Here is a 25686-nt window from a genome sequence, read left to right as displayed (position 1 = left end):
GGGCGGTGCGACTGGCCCCCGGAACAACAGCAGCCGGCTTGGGGGCGAACCCGGTGAGTCAGACAACATCGTCGTCAATCATCACCAGCGTTCATCCAAAAGCCGGCGCTTGCAGCACGCTGCGTTACTGCTTGTAGGTCTTCAAAAAGTTGCCGATCCGGCCAATGGCCTGCTCCAGATCATCCACACGCGGCAGCGTCACCACGCGGAAATGGTCCGGCCACGGCCAATTGAACGCCGTGCCCTGAACGATCAGCAGCTTTTCCGACAGCAGCAGGTCCAGCGCAAACTTCTCGTCGTTGTGGATCGGGCAGACTTTCGGGTCGATGCGCGGGAAGGCATACAGCGCGCCCATCGGCTTCACGCAGCTCACACCCGGAATATCATTGAGCAATTCCCAAGTCCGGTTGCGCTGCTCCAGCAGACGGCCCGGCGGCAGGATCAGGTCATTGATGCTCTGATAACCACCCAGCGCGGTCTGGATCGCGTGCTGGCTCGGCACGTTGGCGCACAGACGCATGTTTGCCAGGATGTCGATGCCTTCGATATAGCTGACCGCGTTGTGCTTGGGCCCGGAAATCGCGATCCAGCCCGAACGGAAGCCCGCCACGCGATAGGATTTCGACAGCCCGTTGAAGGTCAGGCACAGCAGGTCCGGTGCCAGCGAGGCGGTGCAGATGTGCACGGCGTCGTCGTAGAGAATCTTGTCGTAGATTTCGTCGGAGAAGACCACCAGATTGTGCTGACGGGCAATCTCCAGCATCCCCAGCAACACTTCGCGGGAATAAACGGCGCCGGTCGGGTTGTTCGGGTTGATGATCACCATCGCTTTGGTGTTCGGCGTGATCTTGGCCTTCATGTCCTCCAGATCAGGCCACCAGTTGGCCTGCTCGTCGCACAGATAATGCACCGGGTTGCCGCTGGACAGCGCAACGGCGGCGGTCCACAGCGGGTAGTCCGGCGCAGGAACCAGCACTTCGTCGCCGTTGTTGAGCAGGGCCTGCATCGACATCACGATCAGTTCCGAGACGCCGTTGCCCAGATAGATGTCTTCGATGCCGACACCTTCGACCTGCTTCTGCTGGTAGTACTGCATCACCGCCTTGCGCGCGCTGAACAGGCCCTTGGAATCGCTGTAGCCCTGGGCCATGGGCAGGTTGCGGATGACGTCCTGCAGAATTTCGTCCGGCGCCTCGAAACCAAACGGCGCCGGGTTGCCAATGTTCAGCTTGAGGATGCGATGGCCTTCCTCTTCCAGGCGCTTGGCGTGCTTGAGCACCGGCCCGCGAATGTCGTAGCAGACGTTGGCGAGCTTGTTCGATTTGCTGAACTGCATGGTGATTGGTCCCGAAAAGAGACGGCCCGCTGTAAGAAGAAGCGCGGACCGCTGAGCATGACGCCATCAAAATGGGTTTGTACGCGAGAAACGCGGGTGACAGACTGGCGTCCAACGAAGGCGCAATCATACGTGCCACCCGATCCGTGGAAAAGACACAGATCGGGCTTTTTCATTTACGGAGGTCAACCCGTGGCTAAGCTGGATAAAACCCTTGAAGAATGGAAAGCGATGCTCGATCCCGAGCAGTACAACGTCTGCCGGCTGAAGGGCACGGAGCGTCCATTCAGCGGCAAATACAACGAGACCAAGACCGACGGCGTTTACCACTGCATTTGCTGCAACGAGCCGCTGTTCGACTCCAAGACCAAGTTCGATTCGGGCTGCGGCTGGCCGAGCTTCTACGCCCCGCTGGAAGGCAGCGCAGTGGTCGAAGTGCGCGACGTCAGTCATGGCATGATTCGCACCGAAGTGGTCTGCAGCAAGTGCGACGCTCACCTCGGCCACGTGTTTCCGGATGGCCCACCGCCTACTGGTCTGCGGTACTGCATCAACTCCGTGTGCCTGGACCTGGTGCCACGCAACGCCTGATGCAGGCCTATCACCGGTAACAATGGGATAGCGCGCCAGGCAATGGCGCGCTAGCGTTGCGGTTTACTCAATCGAGGCATCGCCATGAGCGACGAATTGCTGAACATTCCGGTGCAAACGATCAAGGGCGAACAAAAGACCCTGGCTGACTTCGGCGGCAGGGCGCTACTGGTGGTGAATACCGCCAGCAAGTGCGGTTTCACGCCGCAATACAAGGGCCTTGAGGAATTGTGGCAGGGCTACAAGGATCGCGGACTGGTGGTGCTGGGCTTTCCGTGCAACCAGTTCGGCAAGCAGGAGCCGGGCAACGAAGGCTCCATTTCCGACTTTTGCGAACTGAACTACGGGGTAAGTTTTCCGCTGTTCAAGAAGATCGACGTCAACGGCAGCCATGCCCACCCGCTGTTCGTGCAGCTCAAGAAGCGCGCGCCGGGCTTGCTCGGTTCGGAAGGCATCAAGTGGAATTTCACCAAGTTTCTGGTAGGCCGCGACGGCAAGCTGGTCAAACGTTACGCCCCACTGACCAAGCCGGAAGACATCAAGGCTGACATCGAAGCGCTGCTGAAGGAACAAGCGGCCGGCTGATCGGTGCAGCGTTTAATGCGGCAGTTCTACCGGGATCCACTGATCCAGCAACGCCATCAATTCCTCGCGACGAAAAGGCTTGGCGAGGTAGTCGCTCATGCCCGCGGCCTTGCAGTGTTCACGCTCTTCCGGCATCGCGTTGGCCGTCAGCGCGATGATCGGCAGACCCGACCAGCGCTCGTTCTCCCGGATTCGTCGCGTCGCGTCATAGCCGTTCATCACCGGCATATTGCAGTCCATCAGCACCAGATCGAAGTGATCCTGCTCAAGCTGCTGCAGGGCTTCAGCGCCATTGCTGCTGACGACCACATCGCAGCCCAGCTTGCCGAGCATGCCTTTCGCCACCAGCTGATTCACCGGGTTGTCCTCCACCAGCAGGATACGCGCCCGATGGGTGGGTGAAGGGTCGCCCTGTTCCTGGCGGATACCTGCCTGACCGTCGGCGTCCAGAATGCGCGCCAGGCTTTGATGCAACACAGTGCGCGAGAGTGGCCGGGCCTGCTGTTGCAGCGGCGCCAGGGCCGCCACCTGCTCGCCGGGCATGAAGTTGCCGTACGCCGTCACCAGCAAGACCGGCACCGTGCACGCTTCTCGGATGGCCACCAGGCATTCCGGGCAATCGCTGATCAGCAAGTCCGCACCGGCATCGGGCGCCGCGCCGTCCGCCAGCGGCTGACAGGTCACGCCCCATTCCGGCAGCAGCCGGCTGAGCATTTCCAGCAACCCGCTGTTCGCGTCACTGGCCACCAGCACTTTGCCCTTGAGCATTGGCCATTTCAGCGCCGGCGTGTGCGCCGGCAGCGGCAGGTCCACACGGAAGCGGCTGCCGACGCCCACGGCGGATTCGATACTCAATTGCCCGTTCATGGCATCGGTCAGGTTATGGGTCAGGGTCAGGCCCAAGCCGGTGCCGCCGTACTGCCGGGTGATCGCGGCTTCGGCCTGAGTAAATGGCTGAAAGATCTTCGCCTGGGCGTCCTGGGCGATGCCGATGCCGGTGTCGCACACCTCGATGCGCACGCGGTCGCCATACTGACCCAGCCGCACATCCACACGCCCGGCGCGGGTGAACTTGAGCGCGTTGGAGAGCAGGTTGCTGACGATCTGCCGCACCCGCGTCGGGTCACCCAGCACGGACGCCGGAAAGCGCGGGTCGATCAGGCAGGTCAGCTCGACGTTCGGCGCCGCGTTTTGCGACAGCAGGCTGGCGGTGTCTTCGATCAAGGTGGCCAGATCGAACGGAATGCGCTCGAGCTCCACCTGGCCGGCGTCGAATTTCGACAGGTCGAGAATGTCATTCAGCAGTTCGACCAGCACCTTGCCCGAGTCGTGGGCAATGGACAGCTGCTGGCGCTGTTCTGCGCTGAGCGGGCCATCGAGGGACAACGCCAGCATGCCCAGCAAGCCGTTGAGCGGCGTGCGGATTTCATGGCTCATGTGGGCGAGAAACGCCGAGCGTGCGTGGGCCATGTCCAGCGCCGTGCTGCGCGCAATCTGCAGTTCTTCGTTTGACTGGCTGAGCCGGGCATTGCTGGATTCGAGCTGCTGGGTGCGCGCGGAGACGATGTCTTCCAGCTCGTTGAGGTGATCGGTCAGCCGGTTCTCAGCCTCCCGCCGCTGCGCAAACTCACTGGCAACGCTCTCGAACTGCCGATTGGTGACCGCCACCAACACGCCGATTTCGTCATCTTCGTGGCCGGGTGGGCAGGGCACCGGAGGTTGAACGGGGCTGCGCGGATCACGTTCCGACAGCGCACGGATCATGCCCGTCAGCGGTTTGGTCAGCGTGAAATAGAACAGCGCCAGCAGCAGGCCGGCCAGCACCAGGCTGCGCACGAAGCCGTTGACCAGAGTGATGCCGGCGCGCTGCAGAAAATGGTTGCCGAAAGCGAACGTATCGACGTCAAGGTGCAAGGTGCCGATGGACTCATCGGGGATATGGTCCAGGTGCAGCACGTCTTCGAACTGCCGACTCCCGCCGAACAGAAAATCACTGACCATGCGGTAGGCGCTTTTCGCCAGCGGCCGTGATACCGCAGCGAGCTGAACGTTGTTGTTATCCGTCAGCCGCGCGCCGACCACGGCCGGGGAGTGCAGCAGGCCGAGGGTCAGTTCCTGGGCGAGTTCTGCATCCAGGTTGTAGGCAATGCGTGAGGCGGGGTTATGACTGATTTGCAACAGGGAGCGAATTTCACGATCGATGGACGCGTCTTCGCTGGCATAATCGAGCGCAATTTGAGACAGGCTGAGCAGCGTGCCCAATACAAAGCCGATCAGCACAGTCAATCGGGCCTGTTTGAATGACAGCCGGTGGGTGATCGCTATATCCATAAAAGGCACTGTCACTTCTTGTGTCCGTCGCGTGGCAAGCATAGCTGATCGCGGCCACGCGTTAACCCGTTAAATCAAGGAGAAACCGTGGATTCTCGATTGAACGCATTTCTGGAGCGCGCCGAGTCGGTACTGGCGCGTCTCGAACCTCTCTTGCCTGCCGTTCGGCAGCCCGTGGACTGGGAAACGACCCTGGCCGCGCGCTGGGTCCACGAAGGTCGCGGCGGTTACCTGATGCCACTGGACGTCACGCTGGACATGCGCCTGTCCGACCTCATCGGCGTTGACCGCCAGCGTGAGCAACTGGGCCGCAATACGCAGCAGTTCATCGACGGCCTGCCCGCCAACCACGCGCTGCTCTGGGGTTCACGTGGGACGGGCAAGTCGTCGCTGGTCCGGGCGTTGCTGGCCGAGCACGCGAAGGCCGGTCTGCGCCTGATCGAGATCGAGCGCGACCACTTGGGCGATCTGCCGCGCGTGGTCGAGCAACTGCAGAAGTCACCCCAGCGTTTCGTATTGTTCTGCGACGACCTGTCGTTCGAATCCGGCGAAGGCGACTACCGGGTGCTCAAGAGCGTGCTCGATGGCTCGCTGGAACAGGCGCCTGACAATGTCCTGCTGTACGCCACCTCCAACCGCCGGCATTTGGTGCCTGAGAAGGAGAGCGACAACGCTCACTGGCAGCGCGGTGACGACGGCGAGATTCACCCGAGTGAAGCCGTCGAAGACAAGATCGCGCTGTCCGACCGCTTCGGCCTTTGGCTGTCGTTCTATCCGTTCACTCAGGAGCATTTTCTGGATGTGGTGGAGCACTGGATTGGCGAGCTGGCGATCAGGGCCGGCCTGCAATGGCAGCGCGATGAAGCGCTCGAGATTCACGCCGTGCGCTGGGCAACCGGCCGTGGCAACCGCAACGGCCGTTGCGCGTATCAGTTCGCCCGTTACTGGGTTGGTTTGAAAATGCTGGAGCAAGACGCATGATCGATTTGAATTCCGCAGGGGAGGGCCTTGATGGCTACCGCCTGCTCGCTGCACAACTGGAATCCCTGCTGGCGGATGAGCGCGACTTCATCGCCAACGCCGCGCAGTTCTCGGCCTTCCTTTATACCCAGCTCGACGACCTGAACTGGGCAGGCTTCTACCTCAACCGCAACGAAGAGCTGGTGCTGGGTCCGTTTCAGGGCCAGATCGCCTGTGTGCGCATTCCGTTCGGCAGGGGCGTGTGCGGTACGGCGGCACAAAGCCGCGAAACCCAACGCGTGGTCGATGTCCATGAGTTTCCCGGCCACATCGCCTGCGACAGCGCTTCCAATAGCGAATTGGTCGTGCCACTGGTGAAGGATGGACAGCTGATCGGGGTTCTGGATCTGGACAGCCCGAGCGTCGGGCGCTTTAACGAGGAAGATCAGGCGGGGATTGAACGGCTGGCGGCGATTTTCCTGAATTCGACCGATTGCTGATGTGAAGCCCCGACGCACCGCTTGGCGCGGTGCGTCGGTGTCGAGCCATCAGTCGTAGATGGCTTTCTTTTTCCACTCTGCCTCGGCGTCCACGACGCGCAACCCTTCGGTCAGCTCGTTGTTGTCGTCTTCGGTCGGTGCAATGGTGTCCAGCACCATGGAGTTCGCCTTGGCCAATTGCCGCTCCATGGCCTGCAAGTGGCTTTTCCACGGCGCGGGTTCAGGCTGGTTTTTCAGGTACTGAACGCCGCGCTCGAAGGCCAGACGCGCCTGACCGGGCTGTTCCTGACTCATCGCGTGCTGGCCCAGGTTGTTGAAGAACTCGATGTGCAGCAGCACCAGCAAGTTGCGGATCTCGCGAATCCATTGCTTGGCTTCGGACGTTTGCAGGAAACCGTCGTGGGCCGCTCGCGTCACCTGGCCGTGCATGGCTTCCAGCAGAAAGCGCACGTCCTTGGCCTTGGCTTCGGTTTGAATCGGGCTGGGCGGGTTGCTGACGGTGATCGCGTCGCCCTGCGCTACCAGGGCTTCCAGTTCAGACTGGCGCTCCTGAAGATTCGGGTTGTTCCTTTTTTCCAGAGCGAGCAGGCGTTTGACCACGTTCAGCTCCAGCCGAACCAGCAGCAGCTTCAACTGCGGCGTCATCAACTGACCGGGGAAGGTTTCGGACAGCTCGCTGCAGCGGCGTAGCCGGTCGTTGAGCTCGACCATGCTGCGCGCGCGCTCGACCTTTTTGCCTTCTGCGACATGATTCAGATAGCCCACCGCAATGAGGAGCACGATGCCTGCTACAACCAAGAAGGTGATAAAGAGTGGTGTCACCGCACAAGCCTCAATCAAGTAATTTGCGCGAGTGTAGTGGCTATCCACTATCGCGGGAAGGTGGTCCTGTCACTCCGCCTGATATTGCCCATGGCGGCTGACACGTGTGTATCGGCCGTCCTTTGCCTAAATAGAGGGCGAAGTCATTGATTTGAATATATTTTCACTGAGGGGTTGACGACCCCTATATCCATCCATAGAATGCGCGCCACTTGCAGCGTAAAGCACACAGCAGAGCGTAGCAGGGAGTGAATGTTGTAGCGTGTCCCCTTCGTCTAGTGGCCTAGGACACCGCCCTTTCACGGCGGTAACAGGGGTTCGAGTCCCCTAGGGGACGCCATTGCGGGAATAGCTCAGTTGGTAGAGCACGACCTTGCCAAGGTCGGGGTCGCGAGTTCGAGTCTCGTTTCCCGCTCCATTTTTAAGCAGCTTTGCTTTCGGGCGAAGTTGAGTGAAACCAGGAAGCGTCTTCGGATGTGTTTCTGGAACTGGAACACAACACCATGGTGTTTCCAGGCTGTGTCCCCTTCGTCTAGTGGCCTAGGACACCGCCCTTTCACGGCGGTAACAGGGGTTCGAGTCCCCTAGGGGACGCCATTTGCGGGAATAGCTCAGTTGGTAGAGCACGACCTTGCCAAGGTCGGGGTCGCGAGTTCGAGTCTCGTTTCCCGCTCCAAATTCTCAAAAACGCCGCTCAACAGAGCGGCGTTTTTGTGTGTGCGGGATTTACAACGCACACGCGCCTCAAATCGATTTTGTCCCGCTCATTCCACAGGCTTCCAAATTAGCCCGCTCCCTTAGCGCGCAGCTTGGGGATTGTTCTGACTGGCAGCTTGCTCGGCTGATGGCTCGGCGGCCAGGCGGATGGCATTGAAATCCGGGTCGAAGCCACGGGACACGTCGACGTGTTTGTTGAGGATGCCTTCGCGCTGGTAGATGTCCGCCGTATTCTGCAAGCCCTTGATGACGCCGTCATCGATGCTCACGCGTTCCATTTTCGTGTCCTGGTTGACGGCCAGATGCACGGCCAACGGCAGGCCGGTGACCTTGGTCTGGGCGGCGGCGTATTCGGCCGGGTGGGCGTTGGCCCAGCGGTAGGCGCGGTCGAGGCGCACCACGAAATCGTCCAGTTGCACGCGCTTGTCGGCGATGGCCTTGCTGGTGGCGGCGAGATAGGAATGGTTGGTCAGCAGGTCCGGCCCGTTGGGCAGGATCCGCGCGCCGTTCTGCGTGGCGACGGTGGTGTAGGGCGCCCACGTGGCCCAGGCGTCAGCGTCGCCGTTGTCGAGGATCAGCCGCGACTCGCTGGGTAACAGGTAAACGAAGTTCACGTCGCTGGTCTTCAGGCCGGCTTCGTTCAGCGCGCGAATCGCCAGGTAATGACCAATGGAGCCGCGACCGGTGACGATGCGCTTGCCTTTGAGGTCCGCAACCGAGTGGACCGGCGAGTCGTTGCGCACAATCAGCGCAGTCGTGTAGCGCCCACTGACGTGGGTAATGCTGATGACCTTCAACGCCGCACCGGCGCCCAGCGCAAAGACATACGGCGCGTCGCCCAGCGCGCCGACGTCGACGGCCCCCGCGTTCAGGGCTTCACCTAATGGCGACGCCGAGGGGAATTCGGAAAACTTGATCTCGTAGGGTACGTCCTTCAGCTCGCCGGACACCTCCAGCAGCACCTTCAGCGCGGACTTCTGGTTGGCGACGAGCAGCGGCTGGAGTGGCTCGGCGGCCTGTGTGGTCTGGCTGAATGATAATGCGAGCAGTGCGCCGAGTATCACGTGTCGGGCGCGGAGCAGGGGAGTGAAAGGGGCGGGCATGGTGCGTCTCTCCAGGCATGAAAAAGGGTTCTCGGCCTCCGCCTGGAGAAGGGGTCGGCAAGGGGATTGACCATATGCCGATAAGAAATGGAATAGAAGTATCTTTTGGTTATATTCTAATTATGTACTTTTGTGATTATCTAGCTTGACTCTATAAAAACATTGCATAGATATATTGAGGCAATGCGTTTTTTGCAGGAGCGGTTGCCCGTGAGTTGGCGGGCGTGCTTGCTGAATTTTCAGCGACTGGAACGCCGTTTTCGTCAGCAAGCTCACTCCTACAAGGGGAGGGAATGCAGCGTGGCTCAGATCACATAAAACCCGTGGGTCCCGTCGCGGCTCAATTGCTCGACCAGTCCATACTCCCAATCCAGATACGCCTGCATCGCCTCACGCGGCGCATCAGTGCCTTCATAAGGCCGGCGGTAGCGGTCAATGCGCGGGGAGGCCAGATGGCTCTCGCCGTGCTCAAGCTCAAAGCCTGCAGCCACCCAACTGGCGGTACCGTCTTTCAGCACAAACACCGGCTTGCCGGTCAGCGCTTCGACCTCCGGCACGGCCAGCCGCGCGAGTTTGCTGCTGCCGCAAGTGAGCACGTAACGCTCGGCCACCGGTGTGTTTTGCAGCGCGTTGGCGAGGTCGGCACGCAGTGTCCACCAGGCGCCGGGAATATGCTGCTTGACGTAGTGGGCGCTGGCAGTGAAATCCAGCACCGCCGCGCCACCGTGTTCGCGCCACTCGCGTAATGTCTGCGCGCTGATCTCCTCGACCTGCGGCGCGGGCGGACTCGGCGCGTTCCAGGCGCCTTCTTCGCTGAAATCCTCTGGGCGCAGGTCGTCCACCACGAACACCTCCCAGCCCAGTTGCGCGAGCCACGAAGCAGACATGTTTGCGCGCACGCCGTCGTCATCCAGCAACACGATCCGCGCGCCGCGCACGCTGGCGTAATGGTCAGTCTCCTGCACCAGCTGGCCGCCCGGCGTCGAACGGGCACCGGGCACATGGCCGGCTTCGAATTCCTCCGGCGTGCGCACATCGAACAGGTACGTCGTGCGAGTCGTCTCGGCCTGCCAGACCGGCAAGTCCCCGCGGCTGGCGCGTTTCACTCGCGCTTTGTCCGCCACGTTGCGCGCATCCGCCCGAGCGACTTCCCGGGTTGCATCACTGACCGGCGGGAAGCGCAGGGATTTCCCATGGTCCAGGGTCTGGCCGGCCAACAGCCAGCCAATCGTGCCATTGCGCAGGGCGGAAATCGGGTTGGGCAGGCCTGCATTCACCAGCGACTGCGTGCCAATGATGCTGCGCGTACGACCGGCGCAGTTGACGATGATTCGGGTCTTGGGATCGGGTGCCAGTTCGCGCGCGCGCAGCACCAGTTCGGCGCCGGGCACACTGACTCCGGAGGGAATGCTCATCGTCTGGTATTCATCGAACCGCCGCGCATCCAGCACCACCACGTCGGCCTTGGCGTCGAGCAACTGCTTGACCTCTTCGGCGGCCAGCGACGGCGTCTCGCGATGGTGCTCCACCAGTTCGCCAAACGCCTTGCTCGGCACATTGACGTCGATGAACACCTCGCCGCCGGCGTCGCGCCAGCCCTGCAATCCGCCTTCAAGCAGGCTGACGTCGCTGTAACCCAGGCCCTGAAAGCGCTGCAAGGCGCGTTCGGCCAGACCCTCGCCGTTGTCGTACACCGTCACGGCGGTGTCGCGCCGGGGGATGCGCGCGAGCACTTCCAGTTCCAGCTTCGACAAAGGGATGTTGGCGGCGAACAGCGGATGAGCTTCGGCGAAAGGGGCTTCTTCGCGAACATCGACCAGCGCGACTTCTTCATGGGCGAGCAGGGCGCGGCGGATGTCGGCGCAGGAACGGGTGTTATGGCTCATTGAGCTTGGTTCTCTTTGGACAGATCCCAGATGTTCGGGAGCAAGGCGTTGGAATAACCCGAGATGAACAGCTTTTCGCTGCCATCGGGCTGGTAAACGGCGCGCTTCACGGCGCCAATGTTGGCACCGTAGACATGAATGCTGACCGACACCTGATCGTCGAAGGCATTCCTGACCTGATGAATGTCGTTGCTGCGCGGCGACAAGGCCTCGACATGGCCGGGCTCCAGGCGGATCGCCGGGCCCTCCTGTTCCAGTCGGCCATCGGCGCTGCGGGCGAACCCCTGGGAATACTCGCCCCCGCGCAGCATGCCGATCAAGCCCCAGACGCGGTGGTCGTGAATCGGCGTGCTCTGGCCCGGTCCCCACACGAAGCTGACGACCGAAAAGCGCTGCCGTGAGTCGGCGTGCAACAGAAACTGTTGATAGCGCGTCGGATCGGGAACGGCAAACTCATCCGGCAGCCAGTCGTCATAGCTGACCAGTTGCCCCAGCAGCTTGCCACCCCGGGAAAGCAGGTCGCCTTCCCTCGGATTGCTATCGATCAGCTCGGCCAGCGCGCCGATGAACGCCCTGAGTCGTTCAGGGTGTCGGATGTGGGTCATGTCGGCTCCGGACACAGAAGAATGCTTAATATAAGCATAATTAAGCCGCCTAATATGCGATTCATTGATGATTAGGTTATAACCGAAACTTAGCTGATAACTGACTCACAGGTTGCTGGCCGTTCTGTGGCTAAACAGAGGCTATCCACAGCCTTCTGTGGCGATTATGATTTTTGCCTATCTTATTTCCCTTATTCCATGTGCGATCCGAATGAAAATTGATGACATCGATGCTTTCGTGGCGGTCATTCGCTGCCAGTCAATCAGCCATGCCGCTGAATCCCTGGACCTGACCCAGCCGGCCATCACGCGCCGGGTGCAGAATTTCGAGCAGGCACTGGGCGTCGAGTTGTTCGACCGTAATACCAAGCCGCTCAAGCCCACGGCAATGGGCAATCAGGTCTATCAGAAATGCCTGGCGATCCTGCGGGAAATGGACTCGTTACGCGAACTCGTTGCCAGCGACACGCCGCCCACCGGATTGCTCAGACTGGGCGTGCCGCAAACCATCGGCGACGTCGTGCTGCTGGATGCGCTGAAACACCTGCGCGGCCAATTTCCCGACCTGCGCGCCCAAGTGATTACCGGTTGGGGCAGCCACCTGATTGGCAAAATCGAGAACGGCGAACTGGACGCAGCGGCGGCGCTGTTCCCTGCGGGCAAGATATTCCCCGAAGGCATCGTTGGCGAGTCCATCGGCAAGATGGAGCTGGTGGTGGTCTGCGCCAAGAGCGTGCTGCCGAAAAAGCCGGTGAAACTGGCCGACTGCTACGCGCTGGGCTGGGTGCTCAACCCCGACGGCTGCGGTTTCCGTGCCGGGCTGCAACGGACGCTGGCTGACCAGGGGTTGAGCCTGAAGGTCAATCTGGAAACCTTCGGCACCGAGCTGCAACTGGGGCTCGTCGCCGACGTCATGGGCTTGGGTCTTGTGCCGCGTCAATTGCTGGAGCGCAGCGTTCATCGCGATTCACTGGCGGTCATGCCGCTCAAGGATTTCAAGCCGGTGATGGATCTGTGGCTGATCTACCCGCGCTTCCTCGGCAACTTGCAGGCGCCGGTGGCGTCCTTCGGTCGTGTGGTGGCGCAAGCGCTGGAGCAGGAGCGGGATGCGGCTTGAGGGCTGTGACGGTTTCGGCCTGAAGGAGACAGTCAGCGGTCCGCCCGATCCCGCAGGGCTTCCAGAAGCAAACGAAAAGCCGGTTTGTGTTGGCGCCGGCTTGGGTAGTAGAGGTGATACCCGGTGACGGTCTCAGTCCAGTCCTCCAGCAACCGCACCAGGCGACCTTGTGCCAGATCCTGCTCAACCAGGTGCTCCGGGAAGTAACCCAGTCCGGCACCCGCCCTGACAAAATCACGCATGAGCCAGATGTTGTTACTCACCAGATGCCCGTCGGCGCGTACTTTGATTTCTCTCCCGTTTTTGGCGAAAGGCCAAGCCCACAATCCTCCCGAGGTGGGCTGGCGCAGGTTGATACAGGCGTGCTCGGTCAGGTCCTGTGGCGTCAGTGGTTTAGCGCGGTGTTCCAGATAGGCGGGGGCGGCCACCAAGGCCATGCGAAAATCCCCGCCGATGGGCAGGCTGATCATGTCCTGAGCCAGCTGTGCGCCCAGGCGGATACCGGCATCGAAGCGCTCGGCGACGATGTCCACCAAGGCGTAGCTGTCGTTGATCTCAACCTTGATGCCTGGATAGTCGGTCATCAATTGCAGCGCAGCCGGTGCAAGCACCAGATGGGTTGCGTGCTCCAGAGAGGTGATGCGCAGACTGCCGGCCGGCGTTCCGCTGAGTTCGCTCAGCTCGTTCAGCCCTGACTCGATCCCGTCAAAATGCGGCCCGATGCGGTCGATCAAGCGCGCCCCGGCTTCGGTCGGCGCGACGCTGCGGGTACTGCGTGTCAGGAGTTGCACGCCCAGGCGCGATTCCAGTTTGGTAATGGTGCGGCTCAGCGCAGGTTGGGAAACGCCAAGCTGCGCCGCCGCTTTGGTAAAACTGCCTTCACGGGCGACCCGCAGGAGGGCCACCAGATCAGTTACGGTGTCGCGCACAATTAATGCTCTGCGGTTATAGGTCTATTCCAACCATACCATCTAATCATTTGTAGGAAGGATGGCTAGAGTGTCGCCTTCGCTTCGCGGCGCTTTCAGGAATCATCTTTTCCATGAGTAAACAAACATTCGATGTGATCATTTTCGGCGCCACGGGTTACACCGGTCGGCTGGTCGCTGAATACCTCTTCGCTCAATACGGCGTTGACGGCCCTGTTAAGTGGGCAATTGCCGGTCGCAGCTTGAGCAAGCTGGAAGCCATTCGGGACAGTTGGGCAAACGCCGCAGCGCTGCCGCTGATCGTGGCCGATGCCCGGGACCGTGCGTCCGTGCGCGACATGGTCGCCACGACCCGGGTGGTGATCACCACCGCAGGGCCGTTTTCGGTCTACGGCTCTGACCTGGTGGCCGCCTGCGCCGAGTCGGGGACGGACTACGTTGACCTCTCCGGGGAGATCCCCTGGATTGCCCGGATGATCGGCAGCCATCAGGCCCAAGCCCAGGCATCGGGCGCGCGACTGGTGTTCTCCTGTGGTTTCGATTCGGTGCCGTTCGACCTCGGCGTATGGTTCACCCAGCAGCAGGTCATGAAGAAGTTCGCTCGCTACGCACCTCGGATCAGGGGGCGGGTGCGCAAGATGCAAGGCGTGCTGTCGGGTGGCACGTTCCTGAGTGTCGACGCTGTGGTTGCAGCGGCGGCGCAGGATCCTGCTCTCGGTGAACTGGTGGCCGATCCATTTGCCTACACACCAGGATTCAGAGGCGTCGAGCAACCTGATGATCAGACCCCTTACAGGGATGAACTGGCGCAGACCTGGGTCGGGCCTTTCATCATGTCGGGCATCAATTCCAAGGCGGTGCATCGCACAAACTTGCTGGAAGGGCACCTGTGGGGCACGTCCTTTCAGTACGACGAAATGCTGATGCTCAGTGCGCAGCCGAGCGACGACGATGAGCCTGGTCTGGCGGGCTTCTCCTTTAATGAGGGCGGTCATCCTCAACCGGGGCAAGGGCCGACACAGAATGAGCTTGAGGCGGGCTTTTATGACGTGCTGTTCATCGCTGAACTGGCCGATGGTCAGGTGCTCAAGGCATCCGTGAGTTGCGACGAGGACCCGGGCTACCTGTCGACATCCAAGATGTTGGCCGAGTCAGCGATGGCGCTGGCGTTCGATGTAACACGTGAGGAGACCCCGGGCGGTTGCTGGACGCCCGCGGCGGCGCTGAATGAAGCGCTGCTCAAGCGCCTGACGGAGAAAGCCGGGCTGAGGTTTACCGTCGAGGGTTGATTCGATGGGCCGCTAAAAAGGCTGAATGTCTTTGACGTTCAGCTTTCAGAGTCTTTAGCTCTCTCAACAATTAGCCTAGTCAACAAAAGGTGTCCCATGAATGTGCCAAACCGCATGAACTACATCGAGATCACCGAACCCGGTGGCCCCGAAGTATTGAAGATAATGCAGGCCGATGTGCCAACGCCGGGTGATCATGAGTTGCTGATCCGGGTTCACGCCGCCGGCATCAATCGTCCTGATGTCATACAGCGTTCTGGCAAGTACCCGATGAAACCCGGCATGACCCCTGTGCCCGGGCTGGAAGTGGCCGGTGAGGTCGTCGCGGTTGGCGCAAAGGTGGCCGACTTCAAGCTGGGCGACAAGGTATGTGCGCTGACCAATGGCGGTGGTTACGCCGAATACTGCGTTGTGGCAGCGACTCAATCACTACCTGTCCCGGACGGCGTGGACATGATTCAGGCCGCCGCCATTCCGGAAACATTCTTCACCGTATGGGCCAATCTGTTCGAATTGGGCCAGGCCCGAAAGGGCGGCACCGTGTTGATCCATGGCGGCACCAGCGGCATCGGCACTACTGCGCTCATGCTGTGCAAGGCCTTGGGGATCAAGGCTTTTGCAACGGCCGGCAGCCAGGAAAAGTGCGACCGGATCCGCGCACTGGGTGGCGAAGCGATCAATTACCGCGAGGTGGACTTCGCTGAGGAGATCGCGCGGCAAACCCAGGACAAGGGCGTAGACGTGATTCTCGACATCATGGGCGGAAGCTATTTCGAGAACAACGTGGCGTCACTTGCACGACGTGGTCGACTGGTCGTTATCGGTTTTCTGGGCGGCAGCTCCGTCAAGGACTTCAATCTGCTGGCGTTGATGGAAAAGCAAGGCTCGGTGACAGGGTCGATGATGCGTTCGCGTAGCGCGGAGGAAAAAGCCGAGATTGCTCGCGCCGTACATACCAATGTCTGGCCGTTGCTCAAGCAAGGCGAGTGCCTGCCTATCATTGACCGGATTTTTCCTCTCGCCGACGCAGCACAAGCGCATCAGCGAATGGAACAGGGTGACCATGTCGGCAAAATCGTGCTGAAGGTGGTGTGAACGTGAATCGCCCGGTGCGTGTCATTGACTGCCCCGCCGGGCGTTGTTCATTTTCTGTTTGAGGTGCCATGGTTGGCTTGGGGCGACCGGCTTCTCTGTACGCTTCAAGCTCCATGCAGAGCGACTGCGCTGGCCTCAAGCATCTTCTGAACGCCCGCAGAGCCTTTGCTCACGGAAAGTCGATAATGGCCACTGCTGGCCCGCGAACCAACTGCCGCTTTGCCTATCACAGCTGTTGCCGCCCACTCTGGCGGCAGCTCAGGGAGCGTTTCAATGGCAGATCAACAAAAGGTTTTCTGGTACGGCACCGCGGGTAAGGATGAATTTTTCAGTTCCTTCGATCTCAATGTTATCTACGGCGGTGCTGGCGACGATTACATCGAGGGTCGAGGTGACAGCGTACTGATCGGCGGGGCTGGTTCGGACAGTTTCTACGCCTATGGAAACGCCGTACTGCGCTATGCGTCCATCAGCGACAGTAGCGGCTCGCATGTCGACTACATCGATTATTTCGATAAGGCTGATCGCCTTGACCTGACCGCGCTAGGCATTTCCGGCATTGGTGACGGCACACACGGAACCGTTCAGATCGTCAGCAATACAGATGACGGCTATTATCGGACGATTCTCAGAAGCTACGATGTCGATGAAAGCGGCAACCGGTTCGAACTGCTCCTGAGTGGCGATTACACCCTGACCAACGCCAACTTCCAGCGCCTGATTGCCGGCAGTGATTCGGGCGACAGCGTTGTCGGCACCTCGGCTGGCGCAGAAACCCTGATGGGCTACGAGGGTCGCGATACCATGACTGGCCTGGCCGGCGATGATCGTCTGGTGGGGGGCGGGGGCGGCGATACCCTCACTGGCGGCACCGGCGCCGACGAGTTCGTATTCAGTTCCGTGTCCGACAGCATCCGCACCTCGACAGGTTTTGCGCACACTGCCGGTCGGGATCTGGTCACTAATTTCAATGCAGCTGAGGGCGACCTCGTGGATCTGTCCAGCCTGGGGTTCAGCGGCCTGGGCAATGGCTTCAATGGCACTCTGAAGGTTGTGGTCAATGGCGCAGGTACGCAGACAGCCTTGAAGTCGCTGGAAGCCGATGCTGACGGCAATCAGTTTGAAATCCTGTTCAGCGGCAATCTCAGGGCCGATCTGAATCGCGACACGGTGGATTTCGGCAACACCAGCGGGCCCAAGATCGTCAATACGATGACCCGCGATAACATGGATGTGCTCGGCACCGGCGGCAATGACGTCTTGGCCGGCGGCGTGGGCGATGATCAGATGGTGGGTTTTCAGGGCAACGACATCATAAACGGGGGCGCTGGTAACGACGTCATGGCCGGTGGCATGGGCAAGGACACACTCACCGGTGGCAGCGGCCTTGATGACTTCGTTTATTACCGCATGACCGACAGCTATCGCACGGCGGACGTCAGTCATTCGGACCTTATCACCGACTTTGAAAGCGGAGACCGTCTGTTCATTCTCGATCTGGGGTTCGACCGCACGGGCGATGGACGAAATGGCACCTTGAAGCTCGACTACAACGAAGACCAGGACAGGACCTACCTGCGCTCCTTTGAAGCCGATGCAGACGGGCGTTTCTTCCAGATTGCACTGAGCGGCAACCACACAAGCGTTCCGGTCCTCTATGACGGCCTTTATCTGGATGAACCGCTGATTGCTATTGTCGGCATCAATCCAGCCGAGCCTGCGCCTGTGTAACCTGTTTGCCCGACGACAGTTCAATAGGGCGGCGTCTTATCCGGCGCGTAGTCAGCAGACCGGGGCCTGCTGAATACGCGGGGCTTAGCGGGAATCGAGAGCCACGGCCGCCGTTCACGCGACCTTTTCGTTCTTATCCTGCTCACGCCGCGCGACCAGTTCGCGCGTCAGCGGGATCAGCTTTTTGCCGTAATCCACCGCATCTTCTAGCGGATCAAAACCTCGAATCAGAAACGTCGTGATCCCCAGGTCGTAATAATCTAGCAGCGCCTCGGCCACTTGCTCTGCGGTACCCACCAACGAGGTGGAGTTGCCTTTCGCGCCGAGCAGTCCGGCAATGCCGGTCCACAAGCGTTTGTCCAGACGCGCACCTTGGGCCGCTGCTTCCAGCAAACGCCGCGAGCCTTCATTCGGCGGCTCATGTCGCTCCAATCCCGACGCTTGGGCCAACGCCTTCGCCCGCTCAAGAATATCGTCCGCACGCGCCCAGGCCTTTTCCTCCGTCTCCGCCAGAATCGGCCGTAACGACAAACTGAAACGTATTGTCCGGCCGTGTTTTGCGGCTTCGGCCCGCACTTGCTTGACGATGTCTCTTACTTGCTCGTAGGTCTCGCCCCAGAGGGCATAGACATCGGCATGCTTACCGGCGACTTCCAGCGCAGCCTGAGAGGCACCCCCGAAATACAGCGGAATGTGAGGCTGCTGCGGCGACTTGACCAACGAATGAGCGCCCTCGAACCGGTAGTAATCACCCTGATGATCGAACGGCTTGTCGGCCGTCCATTCCTGGCGCACCACGCCGAGGTACTCGTCCGTGCGGGCGTAACGCTCATCCTTGCCAATGAGACTGCCGTCAGCGCGCAGCTCCTGATCGTCCCCGCCGGTAATGATGTGCACCGCAATACGCCCGCCAGTGAACACATCCAGCGTAGCGAATTGCCGAGCGGCGACGGTGGGGGAAATAAAGCCCGGACGATGGGCCACGAGGAACTTCAACGTACGCGTAACACTCGCCGCATAAGACGCCACGAACGCACTGTCCGGGCTGTTGGAATGGTAGGCAACCAGTGCCCGATCAAACCCCGCCTCTTCATGGGCTCGGGCGACTTTCTCCACGTACTCAGGCTGAACGGCCGGCCCGCTGCGGGGATGAATTTCCGATCCGGGCTGGGTAGCGATATAACCGATGAACTCGACGCTCATGACAACTCCTTGCACTGATGGGCAAACCGACGCGAGAGGACACGCGGGAGCAAGTCAGCAACATAGGGGCAAGCGGAGGGTCTGTGAAATTCGATTTGGCGCTAAGCTAATTATAAAAAAAATGCATTTAGCGGATCGGTAAGATCAGGGAATCTTTTATAAAGTGGAAGTATTACTGCCGGTTCAGAGTGACGCGGAGCGTCAAGGGATGCATTCCCACGGAGAGCGGGGGAACGATCAATTTGCGGCACCCGCACTGGCCTCTTCCCGGCTAAAGCCGGTCCTACAAAATGAGCGCAGTCAGTAGGACCGGCGACGCTCCCTGTAGGACCGGCTTTAGCCGGGAAGCCGTTGATCTGCTCCACGCTTTGATCTTCATACATAAATATCCCAGACACCGCAGAACGCGACTTGGGTGCAGGCCGAACGCAGACGATGCGCAGTGGGCCGAGCCGCATGGATGCGGCGAGAGCGCCGTCAGGACATGGATGTCCGTTCGGCGCGGGCCCACGGAGCGTCGTCGGAGTGAGGGAACCCGACGAAGTCGGGCCAAACCGAGAGCAGGCACTTTTGGTTACTTTTAGTGCTTTTTAAAAGTAACTCGCCGAAGGCGAAACAGAGGCCGTTAGGCTGACGCCTTTGATCTTGGCGTCATAAGCCACGCCGCATGACGGCCGGGGACAGATTAATTTACGGTGAAGCGCTGTAAATAAATCAGTCCCCTCAATGCTATTGATCCGGATAGCTTCAGATCAATGCTTGGACTCAGACTGCGACATCGCCAACAACTGCTTCTCCTGATTCCAGTCGAACGGCTCCTCGTTCTCCATCGCCTCAAACCGACGCTCCTCCAGCGCCGTATACAAATCAATCTCATCATCCGGCATGAAATGCAGACAATCGCCGGCGAAAAACCACAACAAATCCCGCGGCACCAAATGCGCAATCTGCGGATAACGCTGAATCACCTGACACAACAAATCCTGCCCCAGATACTGACTCTCGATCGGATCAGCCGGCAACAGCGTCAGCAACTCATCGTAACGCTCCAGAAACAGCGCATGACTTTCCTCGGGGACCTGCTCGGCCTCTCCCAGCGCGACCAGGATGCCGCGCAAATGCAACAGCTGATTCATGATGTGGTCGAGATTGGCGTCGGCCATGATGAAACCCTCAGAGACAAAAACAGGCGCGGGAGTATAGATCCCCCCGCCGCCTGCGGCTATCTCAATGCCACAACCCGGCCAGATACCGATGGCCTGCCTCAGTGAGGGCCAGGTGGGCAAAAGTGCGGTCGGGACTGGGCAGACGGGTGACAAAGCCCATCATCAGAAGGGTTTGCAGGGTGGGTGTCGGCTTGCCGCTGTAAAGATCCTCCCCCGAGGCAATTTCAGAGAGCAGGCAGCGATGAGTCAGGCGTTGGTCAATCATGGTGCGTCCCCTTGGGTTTTTCTTGTTGTTACCAAGGAGTGTAGGACAATTCACCAGAGCGGTGTATGTAGACGTAAGTCGCGGGCAGCGCCTGTAGGAGCGCGCTTGCCCGCGAATGTTGGCTTGTCAGCTAACGTTTATGGTGCTGACCCACCGCAATCGCGGGCATGCGCGCTCCTACAGGGTTTGCCTCAATTAATCAGCGGATTTTACCTTCGGTGGCAACCAGCTCTTCCTTGTCGAAATCATCCACATCAATCACCTTGCGTCGCGCCGTTTCTGCCGCGCGCAACGTTTCCGCTTCCGCCGCCTGCAACACGCCTGCGCTCAGGGCTGCACCGATCAGATGCTCACCCCCCGCCGGCTTGACCTGACCGCTTTTCACCGCGTGATGGAGTTTGCTGCGGATAGCCTTGGCGCCGCTGAGCAAGTCGCTCGCGTGCTGCAATGCGCCGACCGGATCTTCTGCGTCAGTCGGGCGATAGCAACCGGCAAGCACTGATTCCAACGCCGGATCGCCTTTGGCGCGGCCAAGAATTTCCGCGACCTGGGCATCGAGCCTGTCCGAAGGCCCTTTGTGACGACGGCCGAACGGGAACACGATCACTCGCAGCAATCCACCTAGAATGCGGTTCGGGAAATTGCTCAGCAGCTCATCCAGCGCGCGCTCCGACTCACCCAGCGCTTCTTCCATGGACCAGCAAAACAGCGGCGCCAGCGCTTCGGTGTAATCCAGATCGTGGTAACGCTTGAGGGCGGCGGACGCCAGGTACATGTGGCTCAGCACATCGCCCAGCCGCGCCGACAGACGCTCGCGGCGTTTCAGCTCGCCGCCCAGCAACATCATGCTCAGATCAGCCAGCATCGCGAACGCCGCCGCCTGACGGTTCAGCGCGCGGAAATAACCTTGACTCAGCCGGTCGCCCGGCACGCTTTCGAAATGCCCAAGGCCCAGGTTCAACACCAGCGTACTGGCCGCGTTACGCACGGCGAAACCAATGTGTTGCATCAGCAGGCCGTCGAATTCCACCACCGCCCGGTCCTGATCCTTGCGGCCGGCGAGGGCCATTTCCTTCAGCACGAACGGGTGGCAGCGAATGGCGCCCTGACCGAAGATCATCAGGTTACGCGACAGAATGTTCGCGCCTTCCACGGTGATAAAGATCGGCGCGCCTTGCCACGAGCGACCCAGGTAATTGTTCGGGCCCATGATGATGCCCTTGCCGCCGTGCACATCCATGGCGTGGGTGATGCACTCACGGCCGCGCTCGGTCAGGTGGTATTTAAGGATCGCCGACAGCACCGAAGGCTTCTCGCCCAGGTCCACCGCATTGGCGGTCAGGATGCGCGCGCTGTCCATCAGCCAGGCGTTGCCGCCGATGCGCGCGAGGGATTCCTGAATCCCTTCGAACGCTGCCAACGGTACGTTGAACTGCTCGCGCACCTGGGTGTACTGGCCGGTGACCAGGCTGGTGAACTTCGCAGCGCCGGTACCGACTGCAGGCAGAGAAATCGAACGCCCGACCGACAGGCAATTCATCAGCATCATCCAGCCTTTGCCGAGCATGGCCTGGCCGCCGATCAGGTATTCCAGCGGAATGAACACATCCTTGCCCGAGTTCGGGCCGTTCATGAACGCCGCGCCCAGTGGCACATGACGACGACCGATTTCCACACCGGCGGTGTCGGTTGGAATCAGCGCCAGGCTGATGCCCAAGTCTGTTTCGTCACCGAGCAGATGCTCAGGGTCGTAGGCCTTGAAGGCGAGGCCGAGCAGGGTGGCGACAGGGCCCAGGGTGATGTAGCGCTTTTCCCAGTTCAGGCGCAGGCCGATGACTTCCTCACCTTCCCACTGGCCCTTGCAGATGATCCCGGTGTCGGGCATCGCCCCTGCGTCGGAGCCGGCCAGCGGTCCGGTCAGGGCGAAGCACGGGATCTCGTCGCCTCGGGCCAGGCGTGGCAAGTAGTGATTCCGCTGCTCGTCGGTGCCGTAATGCAGCAGGAGCTCTGCCGGGCCCAGTGAATTGGGCACCATCACGGTGGAGGCCAGATCGCCGCTGCGGGTCGCCAGCTTCATCGCCACTTGCGAGTGGGCGTAGGCCGAGAAGCCTTTGCCGCCGTATTCCTTGGGAATGATCAGCGCGAAGAAGCCATGTTCTTTTATATGCGCCCAGGCTTGCGGCGGCAGGTCCATGGCCTGACCGATTTCCCAGTCGCTGACCATGGCACAGAGTTCTTCGGTCGGGCCGTCAAGGAAGGCCTGCTCTTCGTCGGTCAGTTTGCTCTTTGGGTAGCTGAGCAGCGTGTTCCAGTCCGGACGGCCGCTGAACAGCTCGCCATCCCACCACACCGTGCCAGCGTCAATGGCGTCGCGCTCGGTGGCGGACATCGGCGGCAGCACTTTCTGAAACCACGAGAACATCGGCGCACTGAAGTGCTTGCGGCGCAGGTCCGGCAACGCCAGCAGCAACGCGACGCCCAGCCACAACACCCATGGAATGACCATCCAGCCATGGGCATGGCTGAACGCGCCCATTGCCAGCAGGTACACCGCGACGATGCCCAGGGCGGGGAAGGGCGCAATTCTGCGATGGGGCAGCCAGGCCACGCCAACCACCAACACTACGATCCACAGCAACAACATAAACAGCCCTCCATGATGACGGCGCGATAAGCGCAACCGGCTGCGCAGTCGACCGCTCTGGCCCGCGCATCGATAGTGACCCCGTGCTACCAAGGGAGTTCGGGGGCTGGCCGATGCGCAGGAAGTTGTGGCTTGAACACCCGCATCCCGGAGTAGACTGTGGCCCGCCGCAAACGCCACTCATCGCTCGTTGACCACACGGAGAATGACAACATGTTGAAGATCTGGGGCCGCAAGAACTCGTCCAATGTGCGCAAGGCATTGTGGATCGCCGAGGAACTGGGGCTCGATTACGAGTCGCTGAATGCCGGCGGCGCTTTCGGTATCAACGATCAGCCCGAGTACCTGGCGAAGAACCCCAACGGCGTGGTGCCGATGATCGAAGACGGCGAGTTCGTGCTGTGGGAGTCCAACACCATCGTTCGCTATCTGGCGGCGCAATACGCGCCTGACTCGTCTCTGTATCCCGGCAACCCCAAGCTACGTGCCCAGGCTGAGAAATGGATGGACTGGACCACCTCGACGCTGGCCGGTCCTTTCCGTCCGGTCTTCTGGGGCGTATTGCGTACCCCCGCCGAGCAGCAGGACTGGACGCAGATCAATGCGGCTAAAGCCGAAGTCGAGCGCCTGCTGGTCATCGTCGATGCAGCCCTGGCGCGTCAGCCGTATCTTTCGGGCGATGAATTCGGCGTGGGCGACATCCCCCTCGGCTGCTTCGCTTATCCCTGGTTCGAAATGCCGATTGAACGTCGCGAGCTGCCCCACCTCAAAGCCTGGTACGAACGTTTGCAACAGCGTCCGGCGTATCGAAAGGCCGTCATGACCGCGCTGACCTGAGTTCAGCCCGTGTCGAGTTAATACTGACTATCAATCGATGTCGCTGTACTTGGGCGGCATCGGGACGCAACATTGCGGCCACTGCATTTGAAGTGATGTGTTGCGCCTGACATTCCGGCTGCGCGGCGCCGTCAATGTCAGCGCCCCCTGTGATCGGCCTTATCGGCCCGGCAACTGCACGTTCGTATTCGTTTATCTTCCTTTTCATTTTATTGGTGTGTGTTCAGTCATGAGTTCAGCTCTGTCCATCCGGCAGCTAACCAAGACCTACGGCAACGGTTTCCAGGCCCTCAAGGGCATTGATCTGGACGTCGCCGAGGGTGATTTCTTCGCATTGCTCGGCCCCAATGGCGCCGGCAAATCCACCACCATCGGGATCATGTCGACGCTGGTCAACAAAACCAGCGGCACCGTGAACATCTTCGGCCACGACCTTGATCGCAACCCGGCGCAGCTCAAGCGCTCGATCGGCGTGGTGCCGCAGGAATTCAATTTCAACCAGTTCGAGAAGACTTTCGACATTGTCGTGACCCAGGCGGGCTATTACGGCATTCCGCCGAAGATCGCCAAGGAACGCGCCGAGCAGTACCTGACCCAGCTGGGCTTGTGGGACAAGCGCGACTCGCCTTCACGTTCGTTGTCCGGCGGCATGAAGCGCCGTCTGATGATCGCTCGCGCGTTGATCCACGAGCCGCGTCTGTTGATCCTCGACGAGCCTACCGCGGGCGTTGATATCGAGCTGCGCCGTTCGATGTGGACCTTCCTCACCGAGCTGAACGAGAAGGGCATCACCATCATCCTCACCACCCATTACCTGGAGGAGGCTGAGCAGCTGTGCCGCAACATCGGCATCATCGACCACGGCACGATCATCGAAAACACCAGCATGAAGACGCTGCTCAACAAGCTGCACGTCGAGACCTTCCTGCTGGACCTTCGCGACCCGCTGCAGGCCGCGCCTCAGCTCAATGGCTACCCGGTGAAGCGGGTAGATAACCAGACACTCGAGGTGCAGGTCGACAAGACCATCGGCATCACGTCGCTGTTTAGCCAGCTGTCGCTGCAGAACATTCAGGTGTTGAGCCTGCGCAATAAAACCAATCGCCTTGAGGAGCTGTTCGTGGGTCTGGTCGAGAAGAATCTGGCGAAGGTGGCGATATGAGCTCGGAGCTGCGCCCCAACCTGATCGCCCTGAACACCATCGTTTATCGTGAGGTCCGGCGCTTCATGCGGATCTGGCCGCAGACCCTGCTGCCACCGGCGATCACCATGGTTCTGTACTTCGTGATCTTCGGCAACTTGATCGGCCGGCAGATCGGCGACATGGGTGGCTTCACCTACATGCAGTACATCGTGCCCGGGCTGATCATGATGTCGGTGATCACCAATTCCTACGGCAACGTGGTCTCGAGCTTCTTCGGCGCCAAGTTCCAGCGTTCGGTTGAAGAGTTGATGGTTTCGCCGGTGTCGCCCCACACCATCCTGATCGGTTACACCATCGGCGGCGTGCTGCGCGGGCTGGCGGTGGGGGTGATTGTCACGATGCTGTCGATGTTTTTCACCGATTTGCAGGTGCATCACCTGGGGATCACGATCATTGTGGTGCTGCTGACCGCGACGGTTTTCTCCCTGCTGGGCTTCATCAACGCCGTCTTTGCGCGCAATTTCGATGATATTTCCATCATCCCGACTTTTGTGCTGACGCCGTTGACCTATCTGGGTGGGGTGTTCTACTCGATCAACCTGCTGCCGCCGTTCTGGCAGACCGTGTCGCTGGCCAACCCGGTGCTGCACATGGTCAACGCCTTCCGCTTCGGCATTCTCGGTGTGTCGGACATCAAGATCAGCATTGCCTTGGCTTTCATGGTCGTCGCGACCATCGTGCTGTACCTGGGCTGCGCGCGGCTGCTGGTGAGCGGACGCGGGATGCGTCAGTAAGTCGCCGCATACTGTGGGAGTGGGCATTTCACTCCC

General features: G+C 60.4%; 22 protein-coding genes and 4 tRNA genes. 15 read left to right on the top strand and 11 right to left on the bottom strand.

Annotated elements, in window-relative coordinates; genetic code table 11:
* Positions 1 to 124: 124 nt before the first annotated feature.
* Positions 125 to 1336, bottom strand: a complete 1212-nt coding sequence (locus QWI18_RS08580) for a pyridoxal phosphate-dependent aminotransferase (protein ID WP_369318628.1) — start codon at positions 1334 to 1336, stop codon at positions 125 to 127.
* Positions 1337 to 1528: 192 nt separating this feature from the next.
* On the opposite strand from QWI18_RS08580, the gene msrB reads away from it, so the two are divergent.
* Both msrB and QWI18_RS08570 read left to right on the top strand, forming a co-directional pair.
* Positions 1529 to 1927, top strand: a complete 399-nt coding sequence (gene msrB / locus QWI18_RS08575; RefSeq protein ID WP_296310297.1) for a peptide-methionine (R)-S-oxide reductase MsrB — start codon at positions 1529 to 1531, stop codon at positions 1925 to 1927.
* 84 nt (positions 1928 to 2011) lie between these two features.
* Positions 2012 to 2512: a glutathione peroxidase gene (locus tag QWI18_RS08570; RefSeq protein WP_192133707.1), complete on the top strand. Its 501-nt coding sequence runs from the start codon at positions 2012 to 2014 to the stop codon at positions 2510 to 2512.
* A 12-nt stretch (positions 2513 to 2524) separates the two neighbouring features.
* Here QWI18_RS08570 and QWI18_RS08565 read toward each other — a convergent pair whose 3' ends face one another.
* Complete coding sequence (locus QWI18_RS08565) at positions 2525 to 4843, bottom strand: response regulator (protein ID WP_369318627.1); 2319 nt, start codon at positions 4841 to 4843, stop codon at positions 2525 to 2527.
* Between the two features lie 87 nt (positions 4844 to 4930).
* Here QWI18_RS08565 and QWI18_RS08560 point away from each other — a divergent pair, with 87 nt between their 5' ends.
* Both QWI18_RS08560 and QWI18_RS08555 read left to right on the top strand, forming a co-directional pair.
* Positions 4931 to 5824: an ATP-binding protein gene (locus QWI18_RS08560; RefSeq protein WP_065993074.1), complete on the top strand. Its 894-nt coding sequence runs from the start codon at positions 4931 to 4933 to the stop codon at positions 5822 to 5824.
* Positions 5821 to 6303 carry a GAF domain-containing protein gene (locus tag QWI18_RS08555; RefSeq protein WP_065993077.1) on the top strand — a complete coding sequence of 161 codons (483 nt, stop codon included), beginning with the start codon at positions 5821 to 5823 and terminating at the stop codon, positions 6301 to 6303. The genes QWI18_RS08560 and QWI18_RS08555 overlap by 4 nt, the downstream gene beginning before the upstream one ends.
* Positions 6304 to 6351: 48 nt before the next feature.
* Here the strand turns inward: QWI18_RS08555 and QWI18_RS08550 are convergent, their stop codons facing one another.
* On the bottom strand, positions 6352 to 7125 hold the full coding sequence (locus tag QWI18_RS08550) for a hypothetical protein (RefSeq protein WP_065993078.1): 774 nt from the start codon (positions 7123 to 7125) through the stop codon (positions 6352 to 6354).
* A 264-nt stretch (positions 7126 to 7389) separates the two neighbouring features.
* On the opposite strand from QWI18_RS08550, the gene QWI18_RS08545 reads away from it, so the two are divergent.
* From QWI18_RS08545 to QWI18_RS08530, 4 genes are all read left to right on the top strand, one after another.
* Positions 7390 to 7465 (top strand) — tRNA-Glu (locus tag QWI18_RS08545).
* Positions 7466 to 7467: 2 nt separating this feature from the next.
* Positions 7468 to 7543: transfer RNA gene (locus tag QWI18_RS08540), tRNA-Gly, on the top strand.
* A 103-nt stretch (positions 7544 to 7646) separates the two neighbouring features.
* Positions 7647 to 7722: transfer RNA gene (locus QWI18_RS08535), tRNA-Glu, on the top strand.
* A gap of 3 nt (positions 7723 to 7725) precedes the next feature.
* Positions 7726 to 7801 (top strand) — tRNA-Gly (locus tag QWI18_RS08530).
* A gap of 121 nt (positions 7802 to 7922) precedes the next feature.
* On the opposite strand, the gene QWI18_RS08525 is transcribed toward QWI18_RS08530, so the two are convergent.
* The 3 genes from QWI18_RS08525 to QWI18_RS08515 all read right to left on the bottom strand — a co-directional run bounded on the left by QWI18_RS08525 (position 7923) and on the right by QWI18_RS08515 (position 11436).
* Positions 7923 to 8945, bottom strand: a complete 1023-nt coding sequence (locus QWI18_RS08525; protein ID WP_369318626.1) for an ABC transporter substrate-binding protein — start codon at positions 8943 to 8945, stop codon at positions 7923 to 7925.
* Between the two features lie 305 nt (positions 8946 to 9250).
* Positions 9251 to 10831, bottom strand: a complete 1581-nt coding sequence (locus tag QWI18_RS08520; RefSeq protein WP_369318625.1) for a rhodanese-related sulfurtransferase — start codon at positions 10829 to 10831, stop codon at positions 9251 to 9253.
* Positions 10828 to 11436: a cysteine dioxygenase gene (locus QWI18_RS08515; RefSeq protein ID WP_369318624.1), complete on the bottom strand. Its 609-nt coding sequence runs from the start codon at positions 11434 to 11436 to the stop codon at positions 10828 to 10830. Before QWI18_RS08515 ends, QWI18_RS08520 begins: the two co-directional genes overlap by 4 nt.
* A gap of 211 nt (positions 11437 to 11647) precedes the next feature.
* Here QWI18_RS08515 and QWI18_RS08510 point away from each other — a divergent pair, with 211 nt between their 5' ends.
* Positions 11648 to 12553 (top strand): LysR family transcriptional regulator, encoded by a 906-nt coding sequence (locus tag QWI18_RS08510; RefSeq protein ID WP_296312181.1) that lies wholly within the window; start codon positions 11648 to 11650, stop codon positions 12551 to 12553.
* 32 nt (positions 12554 to 12585) lie between these two features.
* Here QWI18_RS08510 and QWI18_RS08505 read toward each other — a convergent pair whose 3' ends face one another.
* Positions 12586 to 13485, bottom strand: coding sequence for a LysR family transcriptional regulator (locus QWI18_RS08505; RefSeq protein ID WP_192134041.1), 900 nt, complete (start codon positions 13483 to 13485; stop codon positions 12586 to 12588).
* A gap of 110 nt (positions 13486 to 13595) precedes the next feature.
* On the opposite strand from QWI18_RS08505, the gene QWI18_RS08500 reads away from it, so the two are divergent.
* The 3 genes from QWI18_RS08500 to QWI18_RS08490 all read left to right on the top strand — a co-directional run bounded on the left by QWI18_RS08500 (position 13596) and on the right by QWI18_RS08490 (position 17597).
* The gene (locus QWI18_RS08500; RefSeq protein ID WP_296312184.1) at positions 13596 to 14771 is read left to right on the top strand and encodes a trans-acting enoyl reductase family protein; all 1176 of its coding nucleotides are present in this window, start codon (positions 13596 to 13598) and stop codon (positions 14769 to 14771) included.
* Positions 14772 to 14867: 96 nt separating this feature from the next.
* Positions 14868 to 15866: an NAD(P)H-quinone oxidoreductase gene (locus tag QWI18_RS08495; RefSeq protein WP_296312189.1), complete on the top strand. Its 999-nt coding sequence runs from the start codon at positions 14868 to 14870 to the stop codon at positions 15864 to 15866.
* 273 nt (positions 15867 to 16139) lie between these two features.
* Positions 16140 to 17597 (top strand): M10 family metallopeptidase C-terminal domain-containing protein, encoded by a 1458-nt coding sequence (locus QWI18_RS08490; protein WP_369318623.1) that lies wholly within the window; start codon positions 16140 to 16142, stop codon positions 17595 to 17597.
* A gap of 114 nt (positions 17598 to 17711) precedes the next feature.
* Here the strand turns inward: QWI18_RS08490 and QWI18_RS08485 are convergent, their stop codons facing one another.
* From QWI18_RS08485 to QWI18_RS08470, 4 genes are all read right to left on the bottom strand, one after another.
* Positions 17712 to 18800 carry an LLM class flavin-dependent oxidoreductase gene (locus QWI18_RS08485; protein WP_369318622.1) on the bottom strand — a complete coding sequence of 363 codons (1089 nt, stop codon included), beginning with the start codon at positions 18798 to 18800 and terminating at the stop codon, positions 17712 to 17714.
* A 752-nt stretch (positions 18801 to 19552) separates the two neighbouring features.
* The gene (locus tag QWI18_RS08480) at positions 19553 to 19963 is read right to left on the bottom strand and encodes a PA2817 family protein (protein WP_065993096.1); all 411 of its coding nucleotides are present in this window, start codon (positions 19961 to 19963) and stop codon (positions 19553 to 19555) included.
* A 64-nt stretch (positions 19964 to 20027) separates the two neighbouring features.
* On the bottom strand, positions 20028 to 20231 hold the full coding sequence (locus QWI18_RS08475) for a hypothetical protein (protein ID WP_369318621.1): 204 nt from the start codon (positions 20229 to 20231) through the stop codon (positions 20028 to 20030).
* A gap of 199 nt (positions 20232 to 20430) precedes the next feature.
* Positions 20431 to 22875 carry an acyl-CoA dehydrogenase gene (locus QWI18_RS08470; RefSeq protein WP_369318620.1) on the bottom strand — a complete coding sequence of 815 codons (2445 nt, stop codon included), beginning with the start codon at positions 22873 to 22875 and terminating at the stop codon, positions 20431 to 20433.
* Positions 22876 to 23088: 213 nt separating this feature from the next.
* On the opposite strand from QWI18_RS08470, the gene QWI18_RS08465 reads away from it, so the two are divergent.
* The 3 genes from QWI18_RS08465 to QWI18_RS08455 all read left to right on the top strand — a co-directional run bounded on the left by QWI18_RS08465 (position 23089) and on the right by QWI18_RS08455 (position 25650).
* Positions 23089 to 23712, top strand: a complete 624-nt coding sequence (locus QWI18_RS08465) for a glutathione S-transferase family protein (protein ID WP_296309448.1) — start codon at positions 23089 to 23091, stop codon at positions 23710 to 23712.
* A 229-nt stretch (positions 23713 to 23941) separates the two neighbouring features.
* Complete coding sequence (locus QWI18_RS08460) at positions 23942 to 24874, top strand: ABC transporter ATP-binding protein (RefSeq protein WP_065993102.1); 933 nt, start codon at positions 23942 to 23944, stop codon at positions 24872 to 24874.
* A complete protein-coding gene (locus tag QWI18_RS08455) occupies positions 24871 to 25650 on the top strand; it encodes an ABC transporter permease (RefSeq protein ID WP_369318619.1) in 780 nt (259 codons plus the stop codon). The genes QWI18_RS08460 and QWI18_RS08455 overlap by 4 nt, the downstream gene beginning before the upstream one ends.
* Positions 25651 to 25686 lie beyond the last annotated feature (36 nt).

Source organism: Pseudomonas sp. W2Oct36 (assembly GCF_041060465.1).
GTDB classification, from domain to species: domain Bacteria; phylum Pseudomonadota; class Gammaproteobacteria; order Pseudomonadales; family Pseudomonadaceae; genus Aquipseudomonas; species Aquipseudomonas graminis_B.
This window is presented reverse-complemented; position numbering and strand designations above follow the sequence as displayed.

Coding starts and splice junctions, on each gene's coding strand:
- QWI18_RS08580 (WP_369318628.1), bottom strand. CDS start 1,336: ATGCAGTTCAGCAAATCGAACAAGCTCGCCAACGTCTGCTACGACATT.
- QWI18_RS08570 (WP_192133707.1), top strand. CDS start 2,012: ATGAGCGACGAATTGCTGAACATTCCGGTGCAAACGATCAAGGGCGAA.
- QWI18_RS08565 (WP_369318627.1), bottom strand. CDS start 4,843: ATGGATATAGCGATCACCCACCGGCTGTCATTCAAACAGGCCCGATTG.
- QWI18_RS08555 (WP_065993077.1), top strand. CDS start 5,821: ATGATCGATTTGAATTCCGCAGGGGAGGGCCTTGATGGCTACCGCCTG.
- QWI18_RS08525 (WP_369318626.1), bottom strand. CDS start 8,945: ATGCCCGCCCCTTTCACTCCCCTGCTCCGCGCCCGACACGTGATACTC.
- QWI18_RS08520 (WP_369318625.1), bottom strand. CDS start 10,831: ATGAGCCATAACACCCGTTCCTGCGCCGACATCCGCCGCGCCCTGCTC.
- QWI18_RS08515 (WP_369318624.1), bottom strand. CDS start 11,436: ATGACCCACATCCGACACCCTGAACGACTCAGGGCGTTCATCGGCGCG.
- QWI18_RS08510 (WP_296312181.1), top strand. CDS start 11,648: ATGAAAATTGATGACATCGATGCTTTCGTGGCGGTCATTCGCTGCCAG.
- QWI18_RS08500 (WP_296312184.1), top strand. CDS start 13,596: ATGAGTAAACAAACATTCGATGTGATCATTTTCGGCGCCACGGGTTAC.
- QWI18_RS08495 (WP_296312189.1), top strand. CDS start 14,868: ATGAATGTGCCAAACCGCATGAACTACATCGAGATCACCGAACCCGGT.
- QWI18_RS08490 (WP_369318623.1), top strand. CDS start 16,140: ATGGCAGATCAACAAAAGGTTTTCTGGTACGGCACCGCGGGTAAGGAT.
- QWI18_RS08485 (WP_369318622.1), bottom strand. CDS start 18,800: ATGAGCGTCGAGTTCATCGGTTATATCGCTACCCAGCCCGGATCGGAA.
- QWI18_RS08480 (WP_065993096.1), bottom strand. CDS start 19,963: ATGGCCGACGCCAATCTCGACCACATCATGAATCAGCTGTTGCATTTG.
- QWI18_RS08475 (WP_369318621.1), bottom strand. CDS start 20,231: ATGATTGACCAACGCCTGACTCATCGCTGCCTGCTCTCTGAAATTGCC.
- QWI18_RS08470 (WP_369318620.1), bottom strand. CDS start 22,875: ATGTTGTTGCTGTGGATCGTAGTGTTGGTGGTTGGCGTGGCCTGGCTG.
- QWI18_RS08465 (WP_296309448.1), top strand. CDS start 23,089: ATGTTGAAGATCTGGGGCCGCAAGAACTCGTCCAATGTGCGCAAGGCA.
- QWI18_RS08460 (WP_065993102.1), top strand. CDS start 23,942: ATGAGTTCAGCTCTGTCCATCCGGCAGCTAACCAAGACCTACGGCAAC.
- QWI18_RS08455 (WP_369318619.1), top strand. CDS start 24,871: ATGAGCTCGGAGCTGCGCCCCAACCTGATCGCCCTGAACACCATCGTT.